The sequence below is a fragment of the Flavobacterium sediminilitoris genome, assembly GCF_023008245.1.
GTDB classification, from domain to species: Bacteria; Bacteroidota; Bacteroidia; order Flavobacteriales; family Flavobacteriaceae; genus Flavobacterium; species Flavobacterium sediminilitoris.
On the sequence record NZ_CP090145.1, the window covers coordinates 2,953,579 to 2,975,220 of the forward strand.

A 21,642-nucleotide genomic window follows, 5' to 3' on the forward strand; every position below is an offset into this window, starting at 1 on the left:
CTGAACCTCGTTGATTGACATTGTAATTTATTCGCACCAAACAACTAAGTTTACCACTATTATTCCATTTTCGTTTTCTAAACTTCTTGAAAGTGTTATATTTTTTGAAGAAGTGCCACAAAAATAATCATCATAAGAATCAAATGTATAGTTTCCTGGTTCTAAAGAAGTAAAACAAGTACCCTCTTGATTATCTGGATACAAATATTCTCCAGTTGTAGTATTGTGGCAGTAAAACCCAGCCGTATATGTTGTTGGATTTCCATTATTGTCGACAGCTTGAATGCAAACATTGAAAGGTTTTATCGCTTGTTTTATTGCTTCAATTTGATTAATAATATTTGTAGCAGTATTGTTTTGAGCGTTTAAGGTTGTTCTAAAATCAGCTAATAAGTTAATTGCAGTATTTGTATTTCCATTATTAATTGCTGTTGACATATTGTTAGTTAAAACCAATAATTCATCATTAAAACTTAATAAAGAATTAACTAAAGGCGTAATTTCTAAAGCAGAAAAAGGAACTGTGGAATTATTACTAGCAATAGCGATGTAATTGTTTATTTCATCTACGAAATCTTGCACCATATTTACATGGTAATTTACTTTGGTTGCAAATGCCGTAGCATTTGGATTTCCTAATATTGTTAACTCTTTTCCTAATTGATTAACCGCTTCATTAGCTATTGAAACTTCTTCTTGTACATTTTCTGTTGATTGTATAGCATAGTCTAAATTTTGTTGAGTAATTAGCTGTGCTACAGATTCTTTAATACTAAAAATAGATAGTACTAAAGCAAATAAGATAATTTTTTTCATGTTTGTTTATTTGTTTTTAAATTTGTTTGTAGTTCAAAGATATTACTTTGTTTTCAAATGTAAGCCCTCATTTATATTACTAAATCTTTAAATATGTAAGATGTTTACTATAAAATGCATTTTAGTAAACTATAAAATGATATATTTTTAACGTCTATTAGATGAAGTTTGCCTTAGCCTTACTTATAAGATGATTGTGTATAATATGATTTTGTATGTAGTAAAAAAAAATCACCCAATATTAAACTGAGTGATTTTAAGGTTGAATAGCGAGTAATTTTTAAAAAAGAACATTTTCAGAATTATCTTTATAATAAGTATTATACTTATCTGTTATGTTTTAAAATTAATCAAGACAAAAATAGGTGATAGTTTGGGTTTGTTTATAGGTATAAATACCTGTTTTTATACTTTATTAAAATAAAAAACACCTAATATTGTTTTACAAATATTAAGTGTTTTCATAATTAAAAAAGTAATTATTTGTTATTGACCATCTGCATTGTTGGTTTGAGTTGTAGCTTCTTTAATAGCTTTTTGATTTCTTACGAAATTTTCTGATTGCTCTTCACTAGCACCATATAATTCAGGATGTAAGTATGTACCTTTAAATTCTTTTTCTTTTTCAGGAATGATTCTATTTTCATTTGCAAATTTATCAGCTCTTACTGCTGTTATTTGCCAGCTTACTTCAACATTTGGAGTACTAGTTTGTATTACAAATTTGTTTCCTGAAATTTTTTCTTTAATAATTGCTTGTGAGAAAGAACCTATACTAGTTAATTGATATCTAAAGTCTTTATTTGCTGCTTCAAAATACTTAGGTAAAGTTACAGTAACGTATCCATTGTTATCAGTTGTAGCATTTCCAGAGTAAATATTCATCATTTCAGGTGATTCTACAAAACTGTGGATTAAATATTGGTTTTTAGGATCTAATGGATGATCAATTTTAAATGTACCACCGCCTTTTGCTATATTACCTGTAACATTTAAATTTCCAATAATATTTACATCTCCTGTAAAATCTGAATTTCCATCTACAGAAAGCTGAACTCCAGTGTTCATATTGTAATTAGTTCCTAATCTCAATTGTCTTAAATTAGTATTTCCTTCTCTACCGAATCTTGCAATTGTATCTGAAGTTGGACATCCTCCTATTATATAAAGGTTGTTTAAGGCTCCATTGTGTTGAAGTTTGATACCACATTCAGAAGAAGAATAATTAGTGTCTTCTGCAAAATGTAGTTCTCCAGAGTTTACATTGTTAAAATTGTTCATGTTACCAATAGCCATTTTTGGTGATCCTGTATTGGTTACATAAAAATTTAAGTTTGAATTATTTACATTTGGACCTACTACAACACTTCCAGTATTTGTATTATTAATATTGTTACCATTAGTAGTCCATTCTGCACCTGCAACTCCACCTGAGTTTTTTGAAAACAATGCATAAGGCACACTTAGTAATTGACTTTCTCCAGTTATAGTATAAGAAGTTCCACCAGTTGGATCTGTTTCAGTTTTAATAAAATAAGAACCCGTAGACCAATCAATAGTTGTGAAATCACCAGATACTACTGTTCCATTTCCTATTTCAATGCTAATAAGACCGTTTGTATTTGTGGTTGGTGTTTGAGTTTCAACATAAACAGGTGTCCCTGTAGAAGATCCTTCTAAAATGCTTATTTGCATTCCTACAGTAGTTGAAACGATTAAAGCATCACTAGCATCTCTTACTACTGCTTGATAGCTCATTTTTTCTGGAGCTTGACTAAATATATTTAATGAAAATGCAATAATTGCTAAAAAAGAGTATAATTTTTTCATGGGATTATTTTTTAATTATTTTATATGTTTTTATTTCTTGATTTTGGTTTAGGATTTTTAGAAAATAGATTGATGATGGTAGTGAAGAAACAGATATATTTGTTTCATTGCTCGTAATTTTTTCACTTTTATATACTTTACCATTTAAATCTATTATTTGGAAGTGTAAAGCTAAATTGTTGTCATTAATTAAATTTAATGTAAGGTTATGGGCTGTTGGGTTTGGATATATTTTTACATCTTGTATTAAGTTTGTAAAATTTTCAGTACCTAAAACTTCTGAAATTTCGTAAGGTTGTTGAACACCTTGAGAAATACTTCCATTTGATCCAGTTTGAGTAAGGTATACGACTTGTCCTACTGAGTAGGAAACAGAGCCGTTAGAGCCTGTTAAGTTTCCGCCAGCCGAGGTAGGGGATTCTTGCGCTAAACAATTTAATATACTGAATGTACAGCATGTAATTGTTAATAGTAGTGTTTTTTTGTTTTTTACCATAGTATCATTTTTTTAATTACATTAATATAATTGACAAAAATTAGTAGGTTAAGTAATTTAAGTATTATGTTAAATAATAGATTTAAATTAAATATTTATGTTAAAATTAATTAAAAATATTTATTTTTTTAGCTTTTATTTTGTTTTTATGTTATCTAATACAAAAATACTTATAAAAAGAAAAAAGGAAATAGGTATAAATACCTGTTTTTATCATATAAAAAAAAATCCTCAAGTTAATGAGGATTGATATGTAATGAATAATTTATATGGAATATTCCATATATTCGGCTGTTTTCTTTGCTATCTCTTTACCATGTAATTTTTCTACTATATGAAATGATAAATCAATTCCAGCAGATATTCCACCAGAAGTATATACTTTATTAGATGAAACAAATCGCTTTGATTTTTGTGGAAAACCATTTGTTACAATTTTACTCATGTGTTTATAAACGTCTTTATGTGTGCAGTATGGTTGATTATCTAAAATACCTAATGCTCCAAGTAATCGTGATCCAGAACATATACTTAATGTAAATTCTGTGTTTTCATGGATTTTTTTAATCCAATTTAAAATTTCATGATCTTTCATTTGTTCAACAGTTCCAATTCCTCCTGAAATAATTAAAATATCAATAGGAGGACAGTTATTAAAGTCAAACTTTGGATTAATTGATAGACCGTTTACTGCTGAAATAGGTTTAAGTTCTTTCGCTATAGTGAAAACATTGAATAGTTTATAATTATTTAGTTCTGAAGTAACAGAAAAAACTTCAAATGGTCCTGCAAAATCTAAAACTTCTGCTTCGTTAAAAATTAATATTCCAACGTTTCTCTTCATATAAATTTAGTTAGGTATTTTTCTTCAAATATAAAAAGAATTCTTCCTATATATAGTCTATTTTGTTTAGGATTCTGTTCTCTAAGTTTCCAAATATTTTTAAAATAAGATAGTTTTCCTAAACTTATGCTAAATTTTTTGTAGAGATTTTTATTGTCAGTAACTTTATACAAATCAATAAAAATATAAGTATGCAGATTCAAATAAACACGGACAAAAACATTGAAGGAAACGAGCGATTAGTTAATTTCTATACTTCGGAATTAAAAAATGAATTATCTCGTTTTGATGATAAAATAACTAGAATAGAAGTTCATTTTGGAGATGAGAATAGTGAAAAATTTGGTAAAAATGACAAAAGGTGTTTAATTGAAGTTAGAATAGCTAAAAAACAACCCTTAGCTGTTACGGATTTTGCCGATACTATTGAGAAAGCATTTTTTGGAGCACTTGAAAAAGTTAAAAAAGTTATGGGAACAACCTATGAAAAAATGCGAGAAGCTTAATAAGTGATACTCTTTACAGTTAAACCCAATCATTTAAAATGATTGGGTTTTTTATTTGATTGTGTTTTATAATGGACTGAAAAAGCAAAAACACCCAACATTTTTTCACAAATGCAAGGTGTTTTTTAACCAACTATATTATATGTTTACTGTTTCTTTTTTTAAGATTGATTTCTAAAAACTAATTTTCCATCAAAACTGTCTAATAAAATAATACTATCATTACTAATTGTACCAGAAAGTATTTCTTTAGATAATTGATTTAAAACCTCTCTTTGAATAACTCTTTTTACAGGTCTTGCTCCAAATTCTGCATCATATCCTTTTGTAGCTAAATAATCAATAGCTTCAGGTGTTGCATCCATTGTAATATGTTGATGCGCTAACATTTTAGTTAATCCTTTTAATTGTAATTGTACAATTTGACGAATATTATCTTGTGTTAACGGTGTAAACATTACAATTTCATCAATACGATTTATGAACTCTGGTCGAACTGTTTGTTTTAATAATCCTAAAACTTCAATTTTAGCAGCTTCAGTTGCAGCATCTATACTTCCTTTTAAATTTTCAAATTTTTCTTGTATAATATGACTACCCATGTTTGAAGTCATTATGATAATTGTATTTTTAAAATCAGCTAAACGTCCTTTATTATCTGTAAGACGACCTTCATCTAGTACTTGTAACAAAATATTAAAAGTATCTGGATGCGCTTTTTCAATTTCATCTAATAAAACTACTGAATATGGTCTTCTTCTTACAGCTTCCGTTAATTGTCCACCTTCATCATATCCTACATATCCAGGAGGAGCTCCAACTAATCTGCTTACGCTATGGCGTTCTTGATATTCACTCATATCAATACGTGTTATGGCATTTTCATCATCAAAAAGATATTCTGCTAATGCTTTTGCTAATTCGGTTTTACCAACACCAGTTGTTCCTAAAAACAAGAAAGATCCTAATGGTTTTTTTATGTCTTGTAAGCCAGCACGACTTCTACGAACAGCATCAGAAATTGCTTCAATAGCTTCTTCTTGTCCTACAACTCTTTTGTGTAATTCATCTTCTAATTTTAAGAGTTTTTCACGATCGCTTTGTAGCATTTTAGTAACCGGAATTCCAGTCCATTTTGCTACAACTTCAGCAATATCTTCATTTGTTACTTCTTCTTTTATTAAAGAAGTTCCAGATTGATTTTCTTGTAACTGAATTTGTAAAGCATCTAATTTCTCTTGAGATTGTTTGATTTTTCCATATCTAATTTCAGCTACTTTTCCATAATCACCATCTCGTTCAGCTCGCTCAGCTTCTCCTTTATAATCTTCAATTTCTTGTTTAATAGATTGAATGCTATCTACTACATCTTTTTCTGATTTCCATTTTGCATAGATTTCATTTCGTTCTTCTTTTAAGTTTGCTAACTCTAAACCAAGTGCTTTTAGCTTTGTTTCATCATTTTCACGTTTTATAGCTTCAATTTCAATTTCCAATTGCATAATTTTTCGATCCAAAACATCTAATTCTTCGGGTTTTGAATTAATTTCCATACGCAATTTTGAAGCGGCTTCATCCATTAAATCAATTGCTTTATCTGGAAGAAAACGATTTGTAATATAGCGTTGAGAAAGTTCTACTGCGGCAATGATGGCATCATCTTTAATACGAACTTTATGATGTGTTTCATATTTTTCCTTTATTCCACGTAAAATTGAAATTGCACTTTCAGTGTCAGGTTCGTCAACATTAACTTTTTGAAAACGACGTTCTAATGCTTTGTCTTTTTCAAAATATTTTTGGTATTCATCTAAAGTAGTTGCACCAATAGCTCTTAATTCTCCGCGGGCTAATGCTGGCTTTAAAATGTTTGCTGCGTCCATTGCGCCTTCTCCACCACCTGCACCAACAAGTGTATGGATTTCATCAATAAAAAGAACGATGTCTCCTTCTGCTGAAGTTACTTCTTTTACGACTGATTTTAAACGCTCTTCAAATTCACCTTTGTATTTAGCTCCAGCAATTAATGCTCCCATATCTAAAGAGTAGATGATTTTGTCTTTTAAGTTTTCTGGAACATCACCATCTACAATACGATGTGCTAAACCTTCTGCAATAGCTGTTTTACCAACTCCAGGTTCACCAATCAACATTGGATTGTTTTTTGTTCTTCTTGTTAAAATTTGTAATACTCTTCGGATTTCTTCATCACGACCAATAACGGGATCTAGTTTACCATTTTTAGCTAATTCGCAAAGGTTTTTAGCATATTTGTTTAATGCATTATAGGTTTCTTCGGCTGAAGCTGATGTTACTCGCTCTCCTTTTCGAAGTTCTGTAATAGCACTATCTAATCCTTTTTCTGTTACACCTTGATCTTTTAAAATTTGTGCAACTTTACTTTTCGATTTAAAAATAGCTAATACAAGGTGTTCAATGGATACAAATTCATCATTTCTTTTTTTAGCAATGATTGAAGCTTCATTTAAAGCTAAACTTGCTTCTCTAGAAAGCATAATATCTGTTCCTGAAACTTTAGAAAAACTTTGTAAAGTGCTATCTAAAACTTTTTTGAACAACTCAACATTTACATTGAGTTTTTTTAGAAGGAATGGTGTCACATTTTCATCGACTTCTAGTATTCCTTTAAAAATATGTTCATTTTCTATTTGTTGATGACCATAACTTTGAGCAATTTGTTGCGCTTGTTGTATGGCCTCTTGTGATTTTATTGTAAAATTATTAAAGTTCATATTGTCTTATTTATTTTATGTAGATTGATTTAGTCTATTCTTTATATTTGTAAAGTTTGTATTATTATTAATTTCAAATGTATTTAGTCAATTTACGTTCCAATTCATTTTTTATGTCAAAATGACGTATTTTTTGCTATTTTTATCTTTTTAAACATCGAAAACAAGTCATATTGGCTTATTTTTTGCTATTTTGACTGAACCAATATTCAATATTATGAAACCAATATTTTTATTTTTCTTAATTTTATTTTCTTGTAATGAGAAAGCGAAAGAAACTGAAACTATAATTGAACACATAAAATTAGAGAAAGGGGATTTAAAATTGCCTAATTATGAGTTACTAACAGATTTGAATATAAAACTTGAACAGCCCAAACCAGGTGAATGGTTATATAATAATCATGAAAAAGAACAATCTTATAGTGATTATATAAAATCAAATCCTGTTTCCCCTTTTAAAGATATAAATATCATTTATATTCAACCTATAGGTACTTTTACTCCTTGGGAACAAAAAATAATAAATTGGAACACAGAATACATTGAACTTTTTTTTAATTTAAAAACGGTTCAACTTCCTTCTATTTCAGAAAATAGTATACCTAAAACTCAGCAAAGGTTTCATAATGGTAATAATCAGTTAAATGCATCATATATTATTAATAGTATATTACCTAAAAAAACACCAAAAGATGGAATTGTTATTATGGGAATTACTGCAAAAGATTTGTATCCTAGACCATCATGGAATTTTGTTTTTGGATTGGCTAGCTATAAAAAGAGAACTGGTGTATCTTCTATTTTTAGATACTCAGATGGATCAATAGATGAAACAAATTATTCCAAATGTTTAATGCGTATTATAAAAACATCGGTTCATGAAATAAGTCATATGTTTACAATTAAACATTGTACTTACGCTATTTGCTTGATGAATGGTTCAAATAATTTAAGAGAATCTGATTCTAGACCAAATGCACTTTGTACTGAATGTTTGTCAAAATTATCATGGAATTTGAATTTTGATAATGTGGCTAGATTAAATAAATTAATTTCTTTTATGGAGAAGCATCATTTAAATGAAGACGCATCTATTTTAAGTAAACAAAGAGATATTATGCTTATTAATAAATAACCTTTTTAAGGAATTTTTGTTATGTAAATATGTAAAAAAGCTAATTTTAAAGCTTTTGTATTTTAGTAACTTTGTAAAAATAAAAAGATAATTATGAGTTTTTTAAAAAATATATTTGGTGGAAGTTCAAATGAGGATAAAGAAAATAGGGAAGAGGCTAAGTTTTACACTTTAGACAGTCAGTCGCAATTAGATGAAATTGATGCTATTTCAAAAGATAAACCTGTAGTGCTTTTTAAACATAGCACAAGATGTATTATCAGTAGAACTGTTTTGAGACAATTTGATAATGGATTTAATTTTAGTGATTCGGAATTAGATTGGTATTTACTGGATTTATTAAATCATAGAGATATTTCTAATGAAATAACAAATCGTTATGGAATAATGCATCAATCTCCTCAAATTTTAGTTGTAAAAGAAGGAAAGGCAGTTTATAATGCTTCACATGAAGGCATTGCTGTTGAAGATTTAAAACAATTTGTATAAAAAAACGCTTTCAAATTTGAAAGCGTTTTTAATTTTTAATTATTGTTTAACGAATTTCTTTAAGTATTCTTTATTATCAATAGTGAAATTGATAAAGTAAATACCACTAGCAAATTCAGAAATATTAAGTTGTTGTTGGATTAAGTCATTATCTGAATTTAATTTCATGTTTTTAATACGTTTTCCAGAAATGTCAAAAATATCTAAAGTAACGTTTTTACTTTGAACATTATTAATTTCAAATGTAATTTCATTTATTGCAGGATTTGGATAAAGTGAAATTTCACCATTAAATTCTAACTGTTCATCATTCTCATTACTCGCTTTTGCAGCACAACTAGTTGCTGTTACAGATCTGCTTCCATTTGAGTTATTTAATGTTCCAGAACTATTTTTAGCCTTAATATAATAGGTATAAACTGATCCTGCATTAATTAAATATGTATTTAAAAATGAATTTCCTGTTACATTACTAGCATATAGATTTCCGTTTCTATAAATATCATAAGAAGTTGCATTTGCAGAAGTAGTCCATGTTAAGTTAATTGCACTTGTTGATCCACTGCATGTTGCTGAAGCTGTTAAAGTAAATGATCCTGGAGTACAAGCAGCAGTTCTAGTTAGTGTTCCATTTGAATTATTTATAGAACCAGATGCATTTTTAGCTTTAATATAATAAGTATATGTAGTTCCAGAAGTTACGTATGTATTTAAGAAAGAAGTTCCTGCTATGTTACTAGCATATAGAGAACCATTTCTATATATATCGTAAGAAGTTGCATTAGCAGATGATGTCCATGTTAAATTAATTCTACTAGAATTGTTAACACATTCTGGTGTTGCAGTTAATGAAAAACTACCAGGAGCAGAAGATGCGCTACAAGTAATATTTAAGTTAGATTTTAATGAATTGAAGTAAGATAATGCAAATTTATCTCTCCAAGTATTACTATTTAACTTTGCAGCATCTGTGGAGTGGTCTACAAACCCTATTTCGTTTAAACAAGCTGTTGCTGATGAATAACGTAAAACGCCTAAATGATAAGATAAATAAGAATTATCTTCTACACAACGTCTGTTATTAAAAGAACCATTAGTAACCATATCTGCTTGAATTTTTTTAGAAAAATTGATATCTGGAGTAGTGCTAGTATCATCATAAGTACAATAGAAAGTTTCAGTACCAGTTCCGCCACCAGCATTACAATGAATACTAATAAGTCTATCTGCATTCCAGTTGTTTGACATTTGCGCTCTTTGTGTAACTGAAGTCCAACCATTTATGTTTGTTGTTCTAGTCATATTTACAGTTAAAGCAGAACAGTTATTTTGTATTAATGTTTTCGTTTTTAAACCTACTGCTAATGCAGTTTCTATTTCTGTTGCAGTTCTTCCATCTGGATTGTTACTTGTAGAAGAGCCATATCCATGACCTGGATCTATTACTATTATTTGTGCATTTAAGCAAAATGAAAACAATAATATGGTAAGTAGTGTATATAGATTTTTCATAATCGTCTTATTTTATGTTAAATGAATATATTCGGCCTGTTTTATCATCAGAGAAAAGTATTCTATCATTTTCTATAAATGAAGGAAACATTTCTGAAAAAACTTCTGTATTAGTAAGTTTCTTTGGACTATATTTTGCTGGACTGAATATATAAATTTCAGAATTATCTATAGTGTGACCATCAGAGCTTTGGTCTAAAAAGCCAATTAAATAGTTATCGTTTGGAGACCATGATGTGGCAATTCCAGTTCCTATTTTTATACTTTCTTCTTTCCCATATATATCATATACATATATATCTGCACCGTTGTGTACTGCTACTTTTTTTGAATCATGAGATAATAGTGCATTGTAAAATTGTCCCTCATCATTAGTTACAACCCAATCTTTTTGAGAAATTAAATCTCTAGCATGAATTTTTAATGTTTCTAAATTTGTATAAACAACGATTTGAGATTCATTCTCTTTGTAGAAACCATTAAAGGAAGGTAAATAATTATGATTAATCTCAGGAAGTTCAGTAATTTCTTTATTGTTTATAGTATAGCTATACGTTTTTGAATTAGAATAGAATTCATCCTTGTTTTTTTGTTTAAAATAGAATGATTCGCTATTTCTATCCCATGAATAGCCGTAACCACTACCTTGTTTTTCAGAAATTTTATTGACTTCTTGCGTGCTTAAATTTAATAAAAACACACCGTTAAAATGTTCATTGGTTAGTAATACAAATTTCCCATTTGGTGATACTACAGGATTTGTAAAATAACCTTCTAAATTGATTCTTTCAAGATTTTTTAATTCTTGAGCATTGCTTATAGTAATACTAAAAGCAAACAGAAAATAGTAAAATAGTCTTTTTTTCATGTTTATTTGTTTTATATTATACAAGGTAAATGTAATATATTATTTAAAAAAAATGTTAATTATTTTGTAAAATAAACATTAAAAACAAAAAAACACATTGTTTTGGCAATGTGTTTTAACTATTATATAGATAATATTACTATCTAAATCTATTATTTGTTATAATTCCTTTTAGTTTAATTTTTAAATCTTCCCCTGTATCATATATCATCTGTTCATTACTAGGAAAAGGAACAGCTCGTCTTTCAAAATATTGGTAATAATCAGCTTCACAAGCACGTTTGTCACCATTATAATTAGCATAGATGTAATCAAAAATAAATTCACTAGTAATAGGAAAAGCATTAATTAATTGATTGGTTCTAAAATCTACATAATCTATTTTAGCTGTTACTTGGCATGATTTGAATTGTGTAAATTCGTAAATATTAACTTTAATTGTTTTGAAGTTGTCTACTTTAATTGCGTTTCCAATACTATCTTTCACTACATTTCCATTCGAATCTAAAAGTGTTTTTGTTCCATCTTTAATTTGCTTTTCTTTAATGAATTGTTTTTCACGAACCTGTTCAGGAGAAATAACAATACCTCTAAAGTTAACAATCATCCCATAGTCATAGTTAATGTTTTTTTGACGATTGTTATGATATACAGTCCATTTATCATTTATTCCATACGTACTAAAATCTAATAAATCATCTTGTAAACGAGTAGGAATAACCATATTTGTTTCATTTTTTGTATATACATGAACAAAATCGGTTCCTTTTAATTGAGCTTGATCCATTAAAGCTCTCACGTCTTTATAATTAGGATTTAATTCATCTAAATAACGTAAATCATCAAAAGCTTGGCGAAAATCCATTTTGTTTTGAGAAGTCATTAATTTTTTTGCATTTATGTATAAAAAACCAGATAAATTATTTTTACTACTAATAATTTCATCAGAATAATCATCCATAGGAAAAATAGCATTTCTACCTTCTTTTAATAAAGGAAGAGGGAGTAATGGTTTAATTCTTTCCTGACGCGATCTCATTTTACTATACAAATTGTAAATACGTTCATAATTTGCAGGATTATTTTCTTTAATTAATAAGTTTAAAGAAGATTGATCACGTTCTTTAGCTTTAGCAAATGATTCTTCTAAAAGATAAACATAGTCTTGTTTTCCTTTGGCTGTTTTGTTTGTACGTAATGCATCTACTGCATTTTCAATTGCACCGTCGTAGTTTCCATTACTAAGCATAGATTGTGTTTGTTTTACACCACAACTAATGATTAATAAAAATAGAAGAATAAAAGTAATTTTTTTCATAAATAAATTATTTTGGCAAAGATAAAATTTTTTAGAAGTAGAAAGGCGGCTCTCTGTTATATCTTTTTGTTTTTTTTAGCAAGACAAAAAAGATGCCAGTTTTATTTGATCTAAAAAAAACTCCAAAAAATATTTTTTGGAGTTTTTTATGAATTTTAATTATTATTTTAAAATTTTAAATCTACAGCAGGAAGTAGTTTACTAGAACATTCACCAAACCCAATTCTTATGTCAGAATTTTGGCAATATCCTCTAATGATTACAGTGTCATTATCGTTAATAAATTTTCTTTCACTACCATCATTTAGTTTTATAGGATTTTTTCCACCCCATGTTAATTCTAGCATTGAGCCAAAAGAATCTTCTGTTGGTCCAGAAATAGTTCCACTTCCCATCATGTCACCAGAATTCACTCTACAACCATTGACAGTATGATGAGTTAACTGTTGGCACATTGACCAATACATATATTTAAAATTAGAATTAGAAACCACAGTTTCTTCTGCATTTTCTGGCTGAATCGCTACTTGTAAATTAATATCAAAAGCATGATCGCCACTTTGTTGTAAATAAGCTAATGGCTCTGGATTTTGCTCTGGACCTTTAGTTCTAAAAGGTTCTAAAGCATCCATTGTTACAATCCATGGAGAAATTGACGAGGCAAAGTTTTTAGCTAAAAATGGTCCTAATGGAACATATTCCCATTTTTGAATGTCACGAGCACTCCAGTCATTAAAAAGAACCATTCCAAAAATATAATCTTCTGCTTCACCTATAGGAATTGCTTCACCCATTAAGTTTGCATCAGTAGTTATAAACGCTGTTTCAAGTTCAAAATCGACTAATTTTGATGGTCCAAAAACAGGTTGTGTTTCACCAGCAGGTAATGTTTGTCCGTTAGGTCTTCTTACTGCAACTCCACTAGGAACAATAGTTGAACTTCTACCGTGATATCCTACAGGAATATGAAGCCAGTTTGGTAATAATGCATTATCTGGATCTCGAAACATTTTACCTACGTTTGTAGCATGTTCTTTAGAGCTATAAAAATCAGTATAGTCACCTATTTGAACAGGTAATAACATTTCTACATCTTTCATGTCGAAAATAATAATATCGCAATGTTTTTTATTATCACGAAGTTTAGGATTTTCAGCATCAAAAATATGTGCTAATCGGTTTCGTACTAATCGCCATGTTTTTTTACCATCAGAGATAAAATCATTAAGAGTATCTTGCATGAACATATCATCTGTAAGCTCAATTCCTTCAAAATATCCTAATTGTTGTAATGCCCCCATGTCTATTGCAGAGTTACCTATTCTAGTTCCTATAGTAATTACATCTTCTTTAGTAATGAAAACACCAAAGGGAATATTTTGAATAGGGAAGTCACTGTTTTCAGGGACATTTATCCATGATTTTCTCTTCGGATCGTTTGCTATATTTGGCATAATATAATGTTAATTTGTTGTTGAAAAATTATATACCAAATATAAACTTTACTGGTTATTTAACAAACCTTTTTTGTAAATTTGAATAAATTTTAACGAATTACTAAGAAATGCAACGCGACGAACAAATTTTTGACCTGATTCTTGACGAGCAAGACAGGCAAATTCACGGAATTGAACTAATTGCCTCAGAAAACTTTGTAAGTGACCAAGTGATGGAAGCTGCGGGTTCTGTATTAACAAATAAATATGCTGAAGGATATCCAGGTAAGCGTTATTATGGAGGATGTGAAGTAGTAGATATTGTAGAACAAATAGCAATAGATAGAGCAAAAGCATTATTTGGGGCTGAATATGTAAATGTACAACCGCATTCGGGTTCTCAGGCAAATACAGCAGTGTTTGCAGCTTGTTTGCAACCAGGTGACAAAATATTAGGTTTTGATTTATCACATGGTGGTCATTTAACTCATGGTTCACCAGTTAATTTTTCAGGTAAGTTATATTCTCCTTCATTTTATGGAGTAGAAGAAGAAACAGGATTATTAAATTACGATAAAATTCAAGAAATTGCATTAGCTGAAAAACCAAAAATGATTATTGCGGGAGCTTCTGCTTATTCTAGAGATATGGATTTTAAACGTTTTCGTGAAATTGCAGATAGTGTAGGGGCTTTATTATTAGCAGATATTTCTCATCCAGCAGGATTAATCGCAAAAGGATTATTAAATGATCCAATTCCTCATTGTCATATTGTTACTACTACTACTCATAAAACATTAAGAGGTCCTAGAGGTGGAATGATTATGATGGGTAAAGATTTTGAAAATCCATGGGGTTTAAAAACACCTAAAGGTGAAACTAGAATGATGTCTCATATTTTAGATATGTCTGTTTTTCCTGGAAATCAAGGTGGTCCTTTAATGCATATTATTGCGGCTAAAGCTGTTGCCTTTGGAGAAGCTTTAACAGATGAGTTTTTCAGATACACTATGCAAGTTAGAAAAAATGCACAGGCTATGGCTGCTGCATTTGTGAGTAGAGGATATAAAATTATTTCTGGAGGAACAGATAATCATATGATGTTGATTGACTTAAGAAATAAAAATATTACTGGAAAAGAAGCTGAAAATGCATTAGTAAAAGCTGAAATAACAGTAAACAAAAACATGGTTCCTTTTGATGATAAATCACCATTTGTAACATCAGGAATTCGTGTAGGTACATCAGCAATTACTACTCGTGGTTTAGACGAAAACGATATGGAAGTTATTGTAGCTTTAATTGATAAAGTAATCATGAATCATACTGATGAAGCAGTCTTAGAACAAGTTGCTGAAGAAGTAAATGATTTAATGGGTGAAAGAGCTATGTTTGTTTTTTAATTGAAAAGAAACAATATAATTATAAAAAACTCCTGAGAAATCAGGAGTTTTTTTATGTTTAACTATTCTTGTAGTTCGTAGAAATCGAGTTTGCCGATTTTTATTTTTAAATTTTTTACTACTTCAATTGCTTTGTAGGGTTCTTTCATTTTTTCATTATTAATTTGAACTGCTCCGCTTTCTATAAGTCGTCTAATTGCAGAATTGGATAAATCATTTTTAAAAATTTTGCATAATTCTACTGTTGTTATTGCTTTTGTCTGTAAGTTTAAAGTACTTATTGAAATTTGTTTAAAGTTTTTATCTTCAAATTTTTTATTTTGAAATTGATTTGTAAAAAAAGCTTCTGCCTCTATTGCTGCTTTTTCACTATGATATTGTGTTATAATATTTTTTGCAATTATCTTTTTAATATTCATTGGATTTTCTCCATTTGTCAATTGTAGACTTATCTGTCGTTTTTCATCTTCTGAGAAATGGGTTGTTAAATTTAAAAACTCCATTATTAAACTATCAGGTATTGACATGGTTTTTCCAAACATATTGTTAGGCTCGTCGGTTAGTCCGATAGTGTTATTTAAAGACTTACTCATTTTTTCAACGCCATCAGTTCCTCTTAAAAGAGGCATACACATTACAGTTTGCGGTGCCATTTCATGTGCTTCTTGTAATTGTCTTCCCATTGCACAGTTAAATAATTGATCAGTTCCTCCCATTTCAATGTCGCATTTTAATTGAACAGAATCAAAGCCTTGTAGAATAGGGTAAATGAGTTCATGCATTGCAATAGGTGTATTTTCGGTAAAGCGTTTGTTAAAATCCTTGCGTTGCATGAGTTGAGCTAGCGTTATTTTAGACATAAGTTGTAAAACTTCCGAAAACGGTAAACAATCTAACCAATCGGAATTGAAAACGATTTTTGCTTTATTTATGTCTATAATTTTGGAGAGTTGTTCTATATAAGTTTCAGCATTTTGTTGTACTTCTTCTATACTTAATGGTTTTCGGCTTTTATTTTTTCCTGTTGGATCTCCAATCCTAGCAGTAAAACTACCAACTAAGATTATAATTTGATGCCCATGATCTTGAAATTGTCTCATTTTTTTAAGCACAACAGCATGTCCTAAATGTAAATCAGGAGCAGTAGGGTCAAAACCTAATTTGATTTTTAATTTTCGATTTTCATTTTTGGCTTCTTGTAGTTTTTGTTCTAATCCGTTTTCAGGTAATATAATTTCTACATTTTCTTTTAGTAATTCTAGTATTTCCATTTTTTTTAAAATAAAAAAGCCCGAACGTTATGTTCGGGCTTTAAGTTTATAGTGTATTAATTTTATATCAACAATGTTGTTTAGTCTTATATACATATACATTTATGCCCATTATTGAGCAATAATAGGTACTGAAAAAAGGCAAACGTAATATGTTTTTTAGGAATTTCATTCTAATACAAATATACATTTTTTTTTAAATTCTTACAATTTTTTGTTTTTTAGTAAAACTGATTTATAATTTTTTTAAAAAATTTAGATTGGCATCTTTTTTGTTTTTCGATAAAGTAGTGTTCCATATTTTTATAATTCTTGTGTCATTTCTTTTTTTTATTTCAATTTGCCACGCTTTTTGTTGCAAATTCAAAAAAAAAATAAAATTTGCAACAAAAAGCGTGGCAAATTTATTTTTTGAAAATTAAAGACACAAATTTTAGGAACGAAAGTAAAACATCACTACAAAATAATTTAGATATGAAAAAAGAAACCATTTTTAAAGCAAAAATGCTGATACCACAAGAAGAAATGGCAATGTTGCTTAATGTAAGTAGGAGCCAATGGTCTATGCATAAAATAGGATATCGTGGTTTACCTGTTAAATCGAGAGAAAAATTTGGTTTTTTATTAAAGGTTGCCAGTGAATTGCCATTGGAAAGTCTCCATAGAAAAACAATTGAAAAACAACAAATACAAGAACAACTTGTAAAGTTAGAAGCAGAATTAAAAGATGTTGTTATAAAGCAATTTCGTTTACAAAAAAAGTATAAAGAAACAGAAAACAAATACCAAGCAGCAATGCGAACAATAGATTTTGTAAATTTAGCATTGTCTAAAAAAAAGTTTGTGGATTTTGAATATGAAACCTTAAAAATAATAGAACGTAAAGCTATGGAAACGGTAAAGAGGTATAGTCTATATGAACAAACTCAGTTAAAAATAAAACTTAAAACTTTAGAGCTTCAGCATAAATTATTAGAGAAAGCGTTAGTTAATAAGTAATGTCAACTCTTCTATCAACTTACAGTTAAAACCAAATTATATATTAAACATTGTAGTGAGAATATAAACGGTTTACTTCATTTTGTCTATTTATTCTGGAGTTTAGTAACCCGAGCTAAAGACGAACTGAGGAAGTATTTTAATTCATTGTTTTTGCTTCGCATGCAATAAAACCTTAGCTGTGTTCACGTAGTTTTTATTTATAGAATTCATATTTGTAGAAATATTTATTTACAATTTTTTCATTTGATCTATAATATTTTATTTTTTCTTTAATGATACTTCCTTTTTCATTATAATAAAATTCTTGAATTATAGATGGTTTTTGAGAGTTATACAGATATGTAATTATTTTTTTAATGTAATCATCTTTCCCGTATTTATAATCATATTTATAATCTACTTTACCATCTCGTATTATCATTTCTTTTATTAATCTGCCTTTTTTATCATATTTATATAGCATTATATAATCAACTTTTTTTAACATTTTGATTTTATCTTGAGAAATTCTTACACTTTGTGAAAGCTTATTTTTGTTGTAAGAATATAAAAAATTAAAAGTATTTTGAGATTCTTCAGAAACAGAATATATTAAATTATTGTCATCATCATAAAAAGAATGTTCTGTCCATTCTTTTTGATTTAAACTATTAAAAGACATTTCTTTAATTAAATTTCCAATTGAGTCATATTCTTTTTCGAATTCTAAATATTTATCTGCAAGTTCTTCAATTCGGATTATTTCATCATTATTTATCAAATCATTTATAGATTCAATTTTAAAGATGTAAGAATATGGATTTGTATTAGTTAATTTTTCATCATCTTCAAAATTATTGTTCTTCGTATATATTTTTTTATTAAAACCATTTTTATCATACTCATAGTAATCAATATTTATTCCAACGTTAGAATGGAGATAATATTTTTTAGATATTTTGTTGTTTTTTTCAAAAATATTTGCTCGTATAGTTGTTAAATATTTATTATTCCAATTTTCACCAACATATTCATTTGAATAACTAAATACCAAATTTTTTACTGAATCAAATTCGCGAATATTTATAATAGTATCTGATTTATACTGAGTGATTTTTTTAATCTTTTCAGGAATATTCTTTTTTTCAAAGGTTAATTCGGTTGGATTAACTTTTGATTGACTAAATAAAAAAAAATGAAAAAGAATAAATATTAATGTTAGATTTGATTTAAGCATTTCTTTAAATTATGTACAACGTCAGTTTGTATAAAACCTCCATTTATTTTAATTTGTATTATAAAATCAATTAAAAATAGCGTATTTAAGCTACACTAAAAAACTTTTTTGAATGTAATCATTCAACATTAATTGGCTTAAGCTAAAAAATAAGTTTTTGTAAAAGATAATTTTATAGGTAAGGTCAAGTATGTCTAAAAGTGAAGTTAAACATTAAAAAAACAACAGAAAAACTACTCTAAAAAAAAGAGGCATAATAGCCTCTTGATTTTCTCTTTCATAATTTTTTGATAACTCCATAAGGGTGAATTCGGAGTCGGTTTGCTTCATTTTTTCTATTTATTTTGGAGTTTAGTAACCCGAGCTAAAGACGAACTGAGGAAGTATTTTAATTCATTGTTTTTTTTTCAAAGATAGTATTGTGTGTGGGGTATTTCACAAAATAATAAAAGGGTATTGTTGTTGGTTTTAACCCAAATTATGCATTAGACATTATTTGGGTTTAAAACATTTGTTTTCTTTTTTTGTGGAAATGGTACTCTTTTAGAGTAAATAGTTTTTTAATTGATTGGTTTCGCTAAGGATATATTTTGGGGCTACTATTTTTAGTTCTTCTTCATCTCTGAATCCCCAAGTAACGGCAATGCTATCGATATCTGCATTTTGTGCGGTTACTATATCAACTTCTGTATCGCCAACAAGAACTAATTTATCTAGAGGTAGTTTTAATGTGTTTGCAATGGCTAATGCTCCTTTTGGATCTGGTTTTTTATAGCTATCGGATTGTCCTATTATTTGTTTGAATTTTATTGTTGGGAAAAAATGTTCGGCACATTTGCAAGTGAGTTCATGGGATTTATTAGAAAGCAGTGCTATTGGTTTTCCAGTTGATTGTAGTGTTTCCAGAAGTTCTAAAATGCCTGTATAAACTTCGGAATGTGTTGTGTAGTTGTTTTGATAGTTTAGATGAAATTCCTTTCCTATTTGCATTATTGTTTCTTCTTTTCTATGGTTTTGCGGAAGACATTGTGCTATGAAGTTTTGGGCTCCATTGCCAATAAATTTTCGATATTTTTTTGAGGTGTGTGTTGGGAAATTATTTTTTTTCAAGAGTTCGTTCATGATATGGGTATAAATTCCTAGTGTATTTAGTAGGGTTCCGTCTAAATCGAATAGTATTCCGTCATATTTTTTTTGGATCGTCATGTCTTATTTGCTTTTTGAATTATTGGAAGTTTGTTTTAAGTGTTTTTTTATAATATTTTCAATTTTAAAAGTAATTCAATTATTTTTGAAAAAACTTCCAGTAACGTATATTTTATTAGATTTAAATCGGGCTGTTATTTAATTAATGAGAGGCTGTCTCAAAAGTTAGATCTTATTCAACTAAACTTGTTTACTACGTTAGTTCACTTTGTTTGTGCTTGTTTCTTTAAAATACAGAATTTCAGCATTCATTAGATTCCAAAATAAATCCGAAATGACAAGTTTCATTACTTTTCAGACAGCCTTTTTGCTTGCAATTTTTATTTGTTTTTTTTCAATTCATTTTTCATTGCTTCTACTGTTTTTCCACCAACAGCAATGTCGCTGTCTGGTATTTCTTTTATGGAAACGAAGAAATATTCTTTCGGAATTCCAGTAATTTCTACTGATAGTTGTGTTAATTGTGCTATTAGTTTTTGTTTTACTTTTTCGTCGAGCTGACCAGATTCGAATGATAGGTATGGCATATTGTTTTCTTTTATTAATTATATACTTGTTGTTTGTACTTTTATTATAGAAAAATGTTCTAAACTACGGTTGGTTTTTGTGTACTTTTCTTTGTTGTTTTTTGAAAATTAAACATGGTATTATTGTTGGCTAGGTCTTGGGTTGGAATTTCTTGATAAATGTTCCAATGTGCAGCAATTTGTCCGTTTTCCATTTGAAAAAGATCATATAAAGCCGATTCTTTTCCAGCATATATTCCTTCGCTAATAGAAAGGACAAAGTTTCCTTCTCCAAAAACAGCATGTTGTTCTTTATAGTGTGGGAAGAAAACACCGTCTTGGATGGCTTTTATCAAACTAGGAATTCCATCTACTAGTTGTGGATGATGTTGTTGAAAATTGGCTTTAAAATATTGAGGTATGCTTGTTATTGTTTTGTTTATGTTTTTGCTAATGAGCTGATTAAATAGGGCTGTTATAGTTGATTTATTGGCTGCTGTTTTTTCTTTATCTTTTATTTTCGTTTCACCGTCAAACAAAGATCTTTTAGATGGGTTTAGTGGTGTTGTTTCTGTCATTACATTCCAATGTTCTGTAATGATTCCAAAGGTATCGAAACGGATGATATGAAAAGCCACTGCTTCGTTGCAACCCAGTGGAGTTGCGTTTTTCCATTTGTGATGCATTATTATGTGAGAACCATCTTCTAGCATACGAATATTTTCTATTTTACTGCCATGCTCTTTTAGTTTGGGTAGCATGGCAACAAATGCGGCTCTGCCAGTTGGAACTTTTAGATTGTGTTGAATATAGTTTTCATGTATCATATACTCAATAGTTGCCTCATCGTAGGCGTTCACTGCGGTATAATATGCTTTTGCTTTTCTTTTATTTGTCATTCTTTGTTTTATTTATTGGTTGCTTTTTATGTAAAGCTTTACAAGAGAAAACGGATATTATGCGTTTGCAACAAACTTATTGTTAATGGTGATTTCATATCAAGAAAAAAATCATCATTTTCTTTTACAGTAA

Annotated in this window: 19 protein-coding genes; 5 read left to right on the plus strand and 14 right to left on the minus strand. The window is 28.7% G+C overall.

Going from position 1 to position 21,642, the window contains the following annotated elements; all coding sequences use genetic code 11:
- Positions 1–27 precede the first annotated feature (27 nt).
- The 4 genes from LXD69_RS13500 to LXD69_RS13515 form a co-directional block, all read right to left on the minus strand.
- Complete coding sequence (locus LXD69_RS13500; protein ID WP_246915798.1) at positions 28–816, minus strand: hypothetical protein; 789 nt, start codon at positions 814–816, stop codon at positions 28–30.
- 486 nt (positions 817–1,302) lie between these two features.
- Positions 1,303–2,646 carry a hypothetical protein gene (locus tag LXD69_RS13505; protein WP_052705088.1) on the minus strand — a complete coding sequence of 448 codons (1,344 nt, stop codon included), beginning with the start codon at positions 2,644–2,646 and terminating at the stop codon, positions 1,303–1,305.
- 4 nt (positions 2,647–2,650) lie between these two features.
- A complete protein-coding gene (locus LXD69_RS13510; protein ID WP_045967080.1) occupies positions 2,651–3,142 on the minus strand; it encodes a T9SS type A sorting domain-containing protein in 492 nt (163 codons plus the stop codon).
- Between the two features lie 265 nt (positions 3,143–3,407).
- Positions 3,408–3,986, minus strand: coding sequence for a DJ-1/PfpI family protein (locus LXD69_RS13515; RefSeq protein WP_246915799.1), 579 nt, complete (start codon positions 3,984–3,986; stop codon positions 3,408–3,410).
- 191 nt (positions 3,987–4,177) lie between these two features.
- Between LXD69_RS13515 and LXD69_RS13520 the strand changes: the two genes are divergently transcribed.
- A complete protein-coding gene (locus LXD69_RS13520) occupies positions 4,178–4,492 on the plus strand; it encodes an HPF/RaiA family ribosome-associated protein (RefSeq protein WP_045967084.1) in 315 nt (104 codons plus the stop codon).
- A 161-nt stretch (positions 4,493–4,653) separates the two neighbouring features.
- Here LXD69_RS13520 and clpB read toward each other — a convergent pair whose 3' ends face one another.
- A complete protein-coding gene (clpB, locus tag LXD69_RS13525; protein ID WP_045967086.1) occupies positions 4,654–7,245 on the minus strand; it encodes an ATP-dependent chaperone ClpB in 2,592 nt (863 codons plus the stop codon).
- 217 nt (positions 7,246–7,462) lie between these two features.
- On the opposite strand from clpB, the gene LXD69_RS13530 reads away from it, so the two are divergent.
- Complete coding sequence (locus LXD69_RS13530) at positions 7,463–8,383, plus strand: archaemetzincin (protein WP_246915800.1); 921 nt, start codon at positions 7,463–7,465, stop codon at positions 8,381–8,383.
- A gap of 93 nt (positions 8,384–8,476) precedes the next feature.
- Positions 8,477–8,872 (plus strand): bacillithiol system redox-active protein YtxJ, encoded by a 396-nt coding sequence (ytxJ, locus tag LXD69_RS13535; protein WP_045967088.1) that lies wholly within the window; start codon positions 8,477–8,479, stop codon positions 8,870–8,872.
- Between the two features lie 39 nt (positions 8,873–8,911).
- Here the strand turns inward: ytxJ and LXD69_RS13540 are convergent, their stop codons facing one another.
- The 4 genes from LXD69_RS13540 to fahA form a co-directional block, all read right to left on the minus strand.
- Entirely contained in the window at positions 8,912–10,384 is a 1,473-nt protein-coding gene (locus LXD69_RS13540) for an N-acetylmuramoyl-L-alanine amidase (protein WP_246915801.1), read from the minus strand.
- Between the two features lie 7 nt (positions 10,385–10,391).
- On the minus strand, positions 10,392–11,252 hold the full coding sequence (locus LXD69_RS13545; protein ID WP_045967097.1) for a TolB family protein: 861 nt from the start codon (positions 11,250–11,252) through the stop codon (positions 10,392–10,394).
- Between the two features lie 139 nt (positions 11,253–11,391).
- The gene (locus tag LXD69_RS13550) at positions 11,392–12,570 is read right to left on the minus strand and encodes a hypothetical protein (RefSeq protein WP_045967098.1); all 1,179 of its coding nucleotides are present in this window, start codon (positions 12,568–12,570) and stop codon (positions 11,392–11,394) included.
- A gap of 167 nt (positions 12,571–12,737) precedes the next feature.
- Positions 12,738–14,024, minus strand: a complete 1,287-nt coding sequence (gene fahA, locus LXD69_RS13555; protein ID WP_045967099.1) for a fumarylacetoacetase — start codon at positions 14,022–14,024, stop codon at positions 12,738–12,740.
- 110 nt (positions 14,025–14,134) lie between these two features.
- Between fahA and glyA the strand changes: the two genes are divergently transcribed.
- Complete coding sequence (gene glyA / locus LXD69_RS13560; RefSeq protein WP_045967101.1) at positions 14,135–15,409, plus strand: serine hydroxymethyltransferase; 1,275 nt, start codon at positions 14,135–14,137, stop codon at positions 15,407–15,409.
- A gap of 62 nt (positions 15,410–15,471) precedes the next feature.
- Here the strand turns inward: glyA and tyrS are convergent, their stop codons facing one another.
- Positions 15,472–16,680 carry a tyrosine--tRNA ligase gene (tyrS, locus tag LXD69_RS13565; protein ID WP_246915802.1) on the minus strand — a complete coding sequence of 403 codons (1,209 nt, stop codon included), beginning with the start codon at positions 16,678–16,680 and terminating at the stop codon, positions 15,472–15,474.
- 474 nt (positions 16,681–17,154) lie between these two features.
- On the opposite strand from tyrS, the gene LXD69_RS13570 reads away from it, so the two are divergent.
- Positions 17,155–17,679: a hypothetical protein gene (locus LXD69_RS13570; protein WP_152640684.1), complete on the plus strand. Its 525-nt coding sequence runs from the start codon at positions 17,155–17,157 to the stop codon at positions 17,677–17,679.
- A 196-nt stretch (positions 17,680–17,875) separates the two neighbouring features.
- Here the strand turns inward: LXD69_RS13570 and LXD69_RS13575 are convergent, their stop codons facing one another.
- The 4 genes from LXD69_RS13575 to LXD69_RS13590 all read right to left on the minus strand — a co-directional run bounded on the left by LXD69_RS13575 (position 17,876) and on the right by LXD69_RS13590 (position 21,509).
- On the minus strand, positions 17,876–18,898 hold the full coding sequence (locus LXD69_RS13575) for a hypothetical protein (RefSeq protein ID WP_246915803.1): 1,023 nt from the start codon (positions 18,896–18,898) through the stop codon (positions 17,876–17,878).
- A 543-nt stretch (positions 18,899–19,441) separates the two neighbouring features.
- Positions 19,442–20,104, minus strand: coding sequence for an HAD family hydrolase (locus LXD69_RS13580; RefSeq protein ID WP_045967109.1), 663 nt, complete (start codon positions 20,102–20,104; stop codon positions 19,442–19,444).
- Positions 20,105–20,424: 320 nt separating this feature from the next.
- Positions 20,425–20,631: a tautomerase family protein gene (locus LXD69_RS13585; protein ID WP_045967110.1), complete on the minus strand. Its 207-nt coding sequence runs from the start codon at positions 20,629–20,631 to the stop codon at positions 20,425–20,427.
- Between the two features lie 59 nt (positions 20,632–20,690).
- Positions 20,691–21,509 (minus strand): nuclear transport factor 2 family protein, encoded by an 819-nt coding sequence (locus LXD69_RS13590; RefSeq protein WP_246915804.1) that lies wholly within the window; start codon positions 21,507–21,509, stop codon positions 20,691–20,693.
- Between the last annotated feature and the right edge of the window lie 133 nt (positions 21,510–21,642).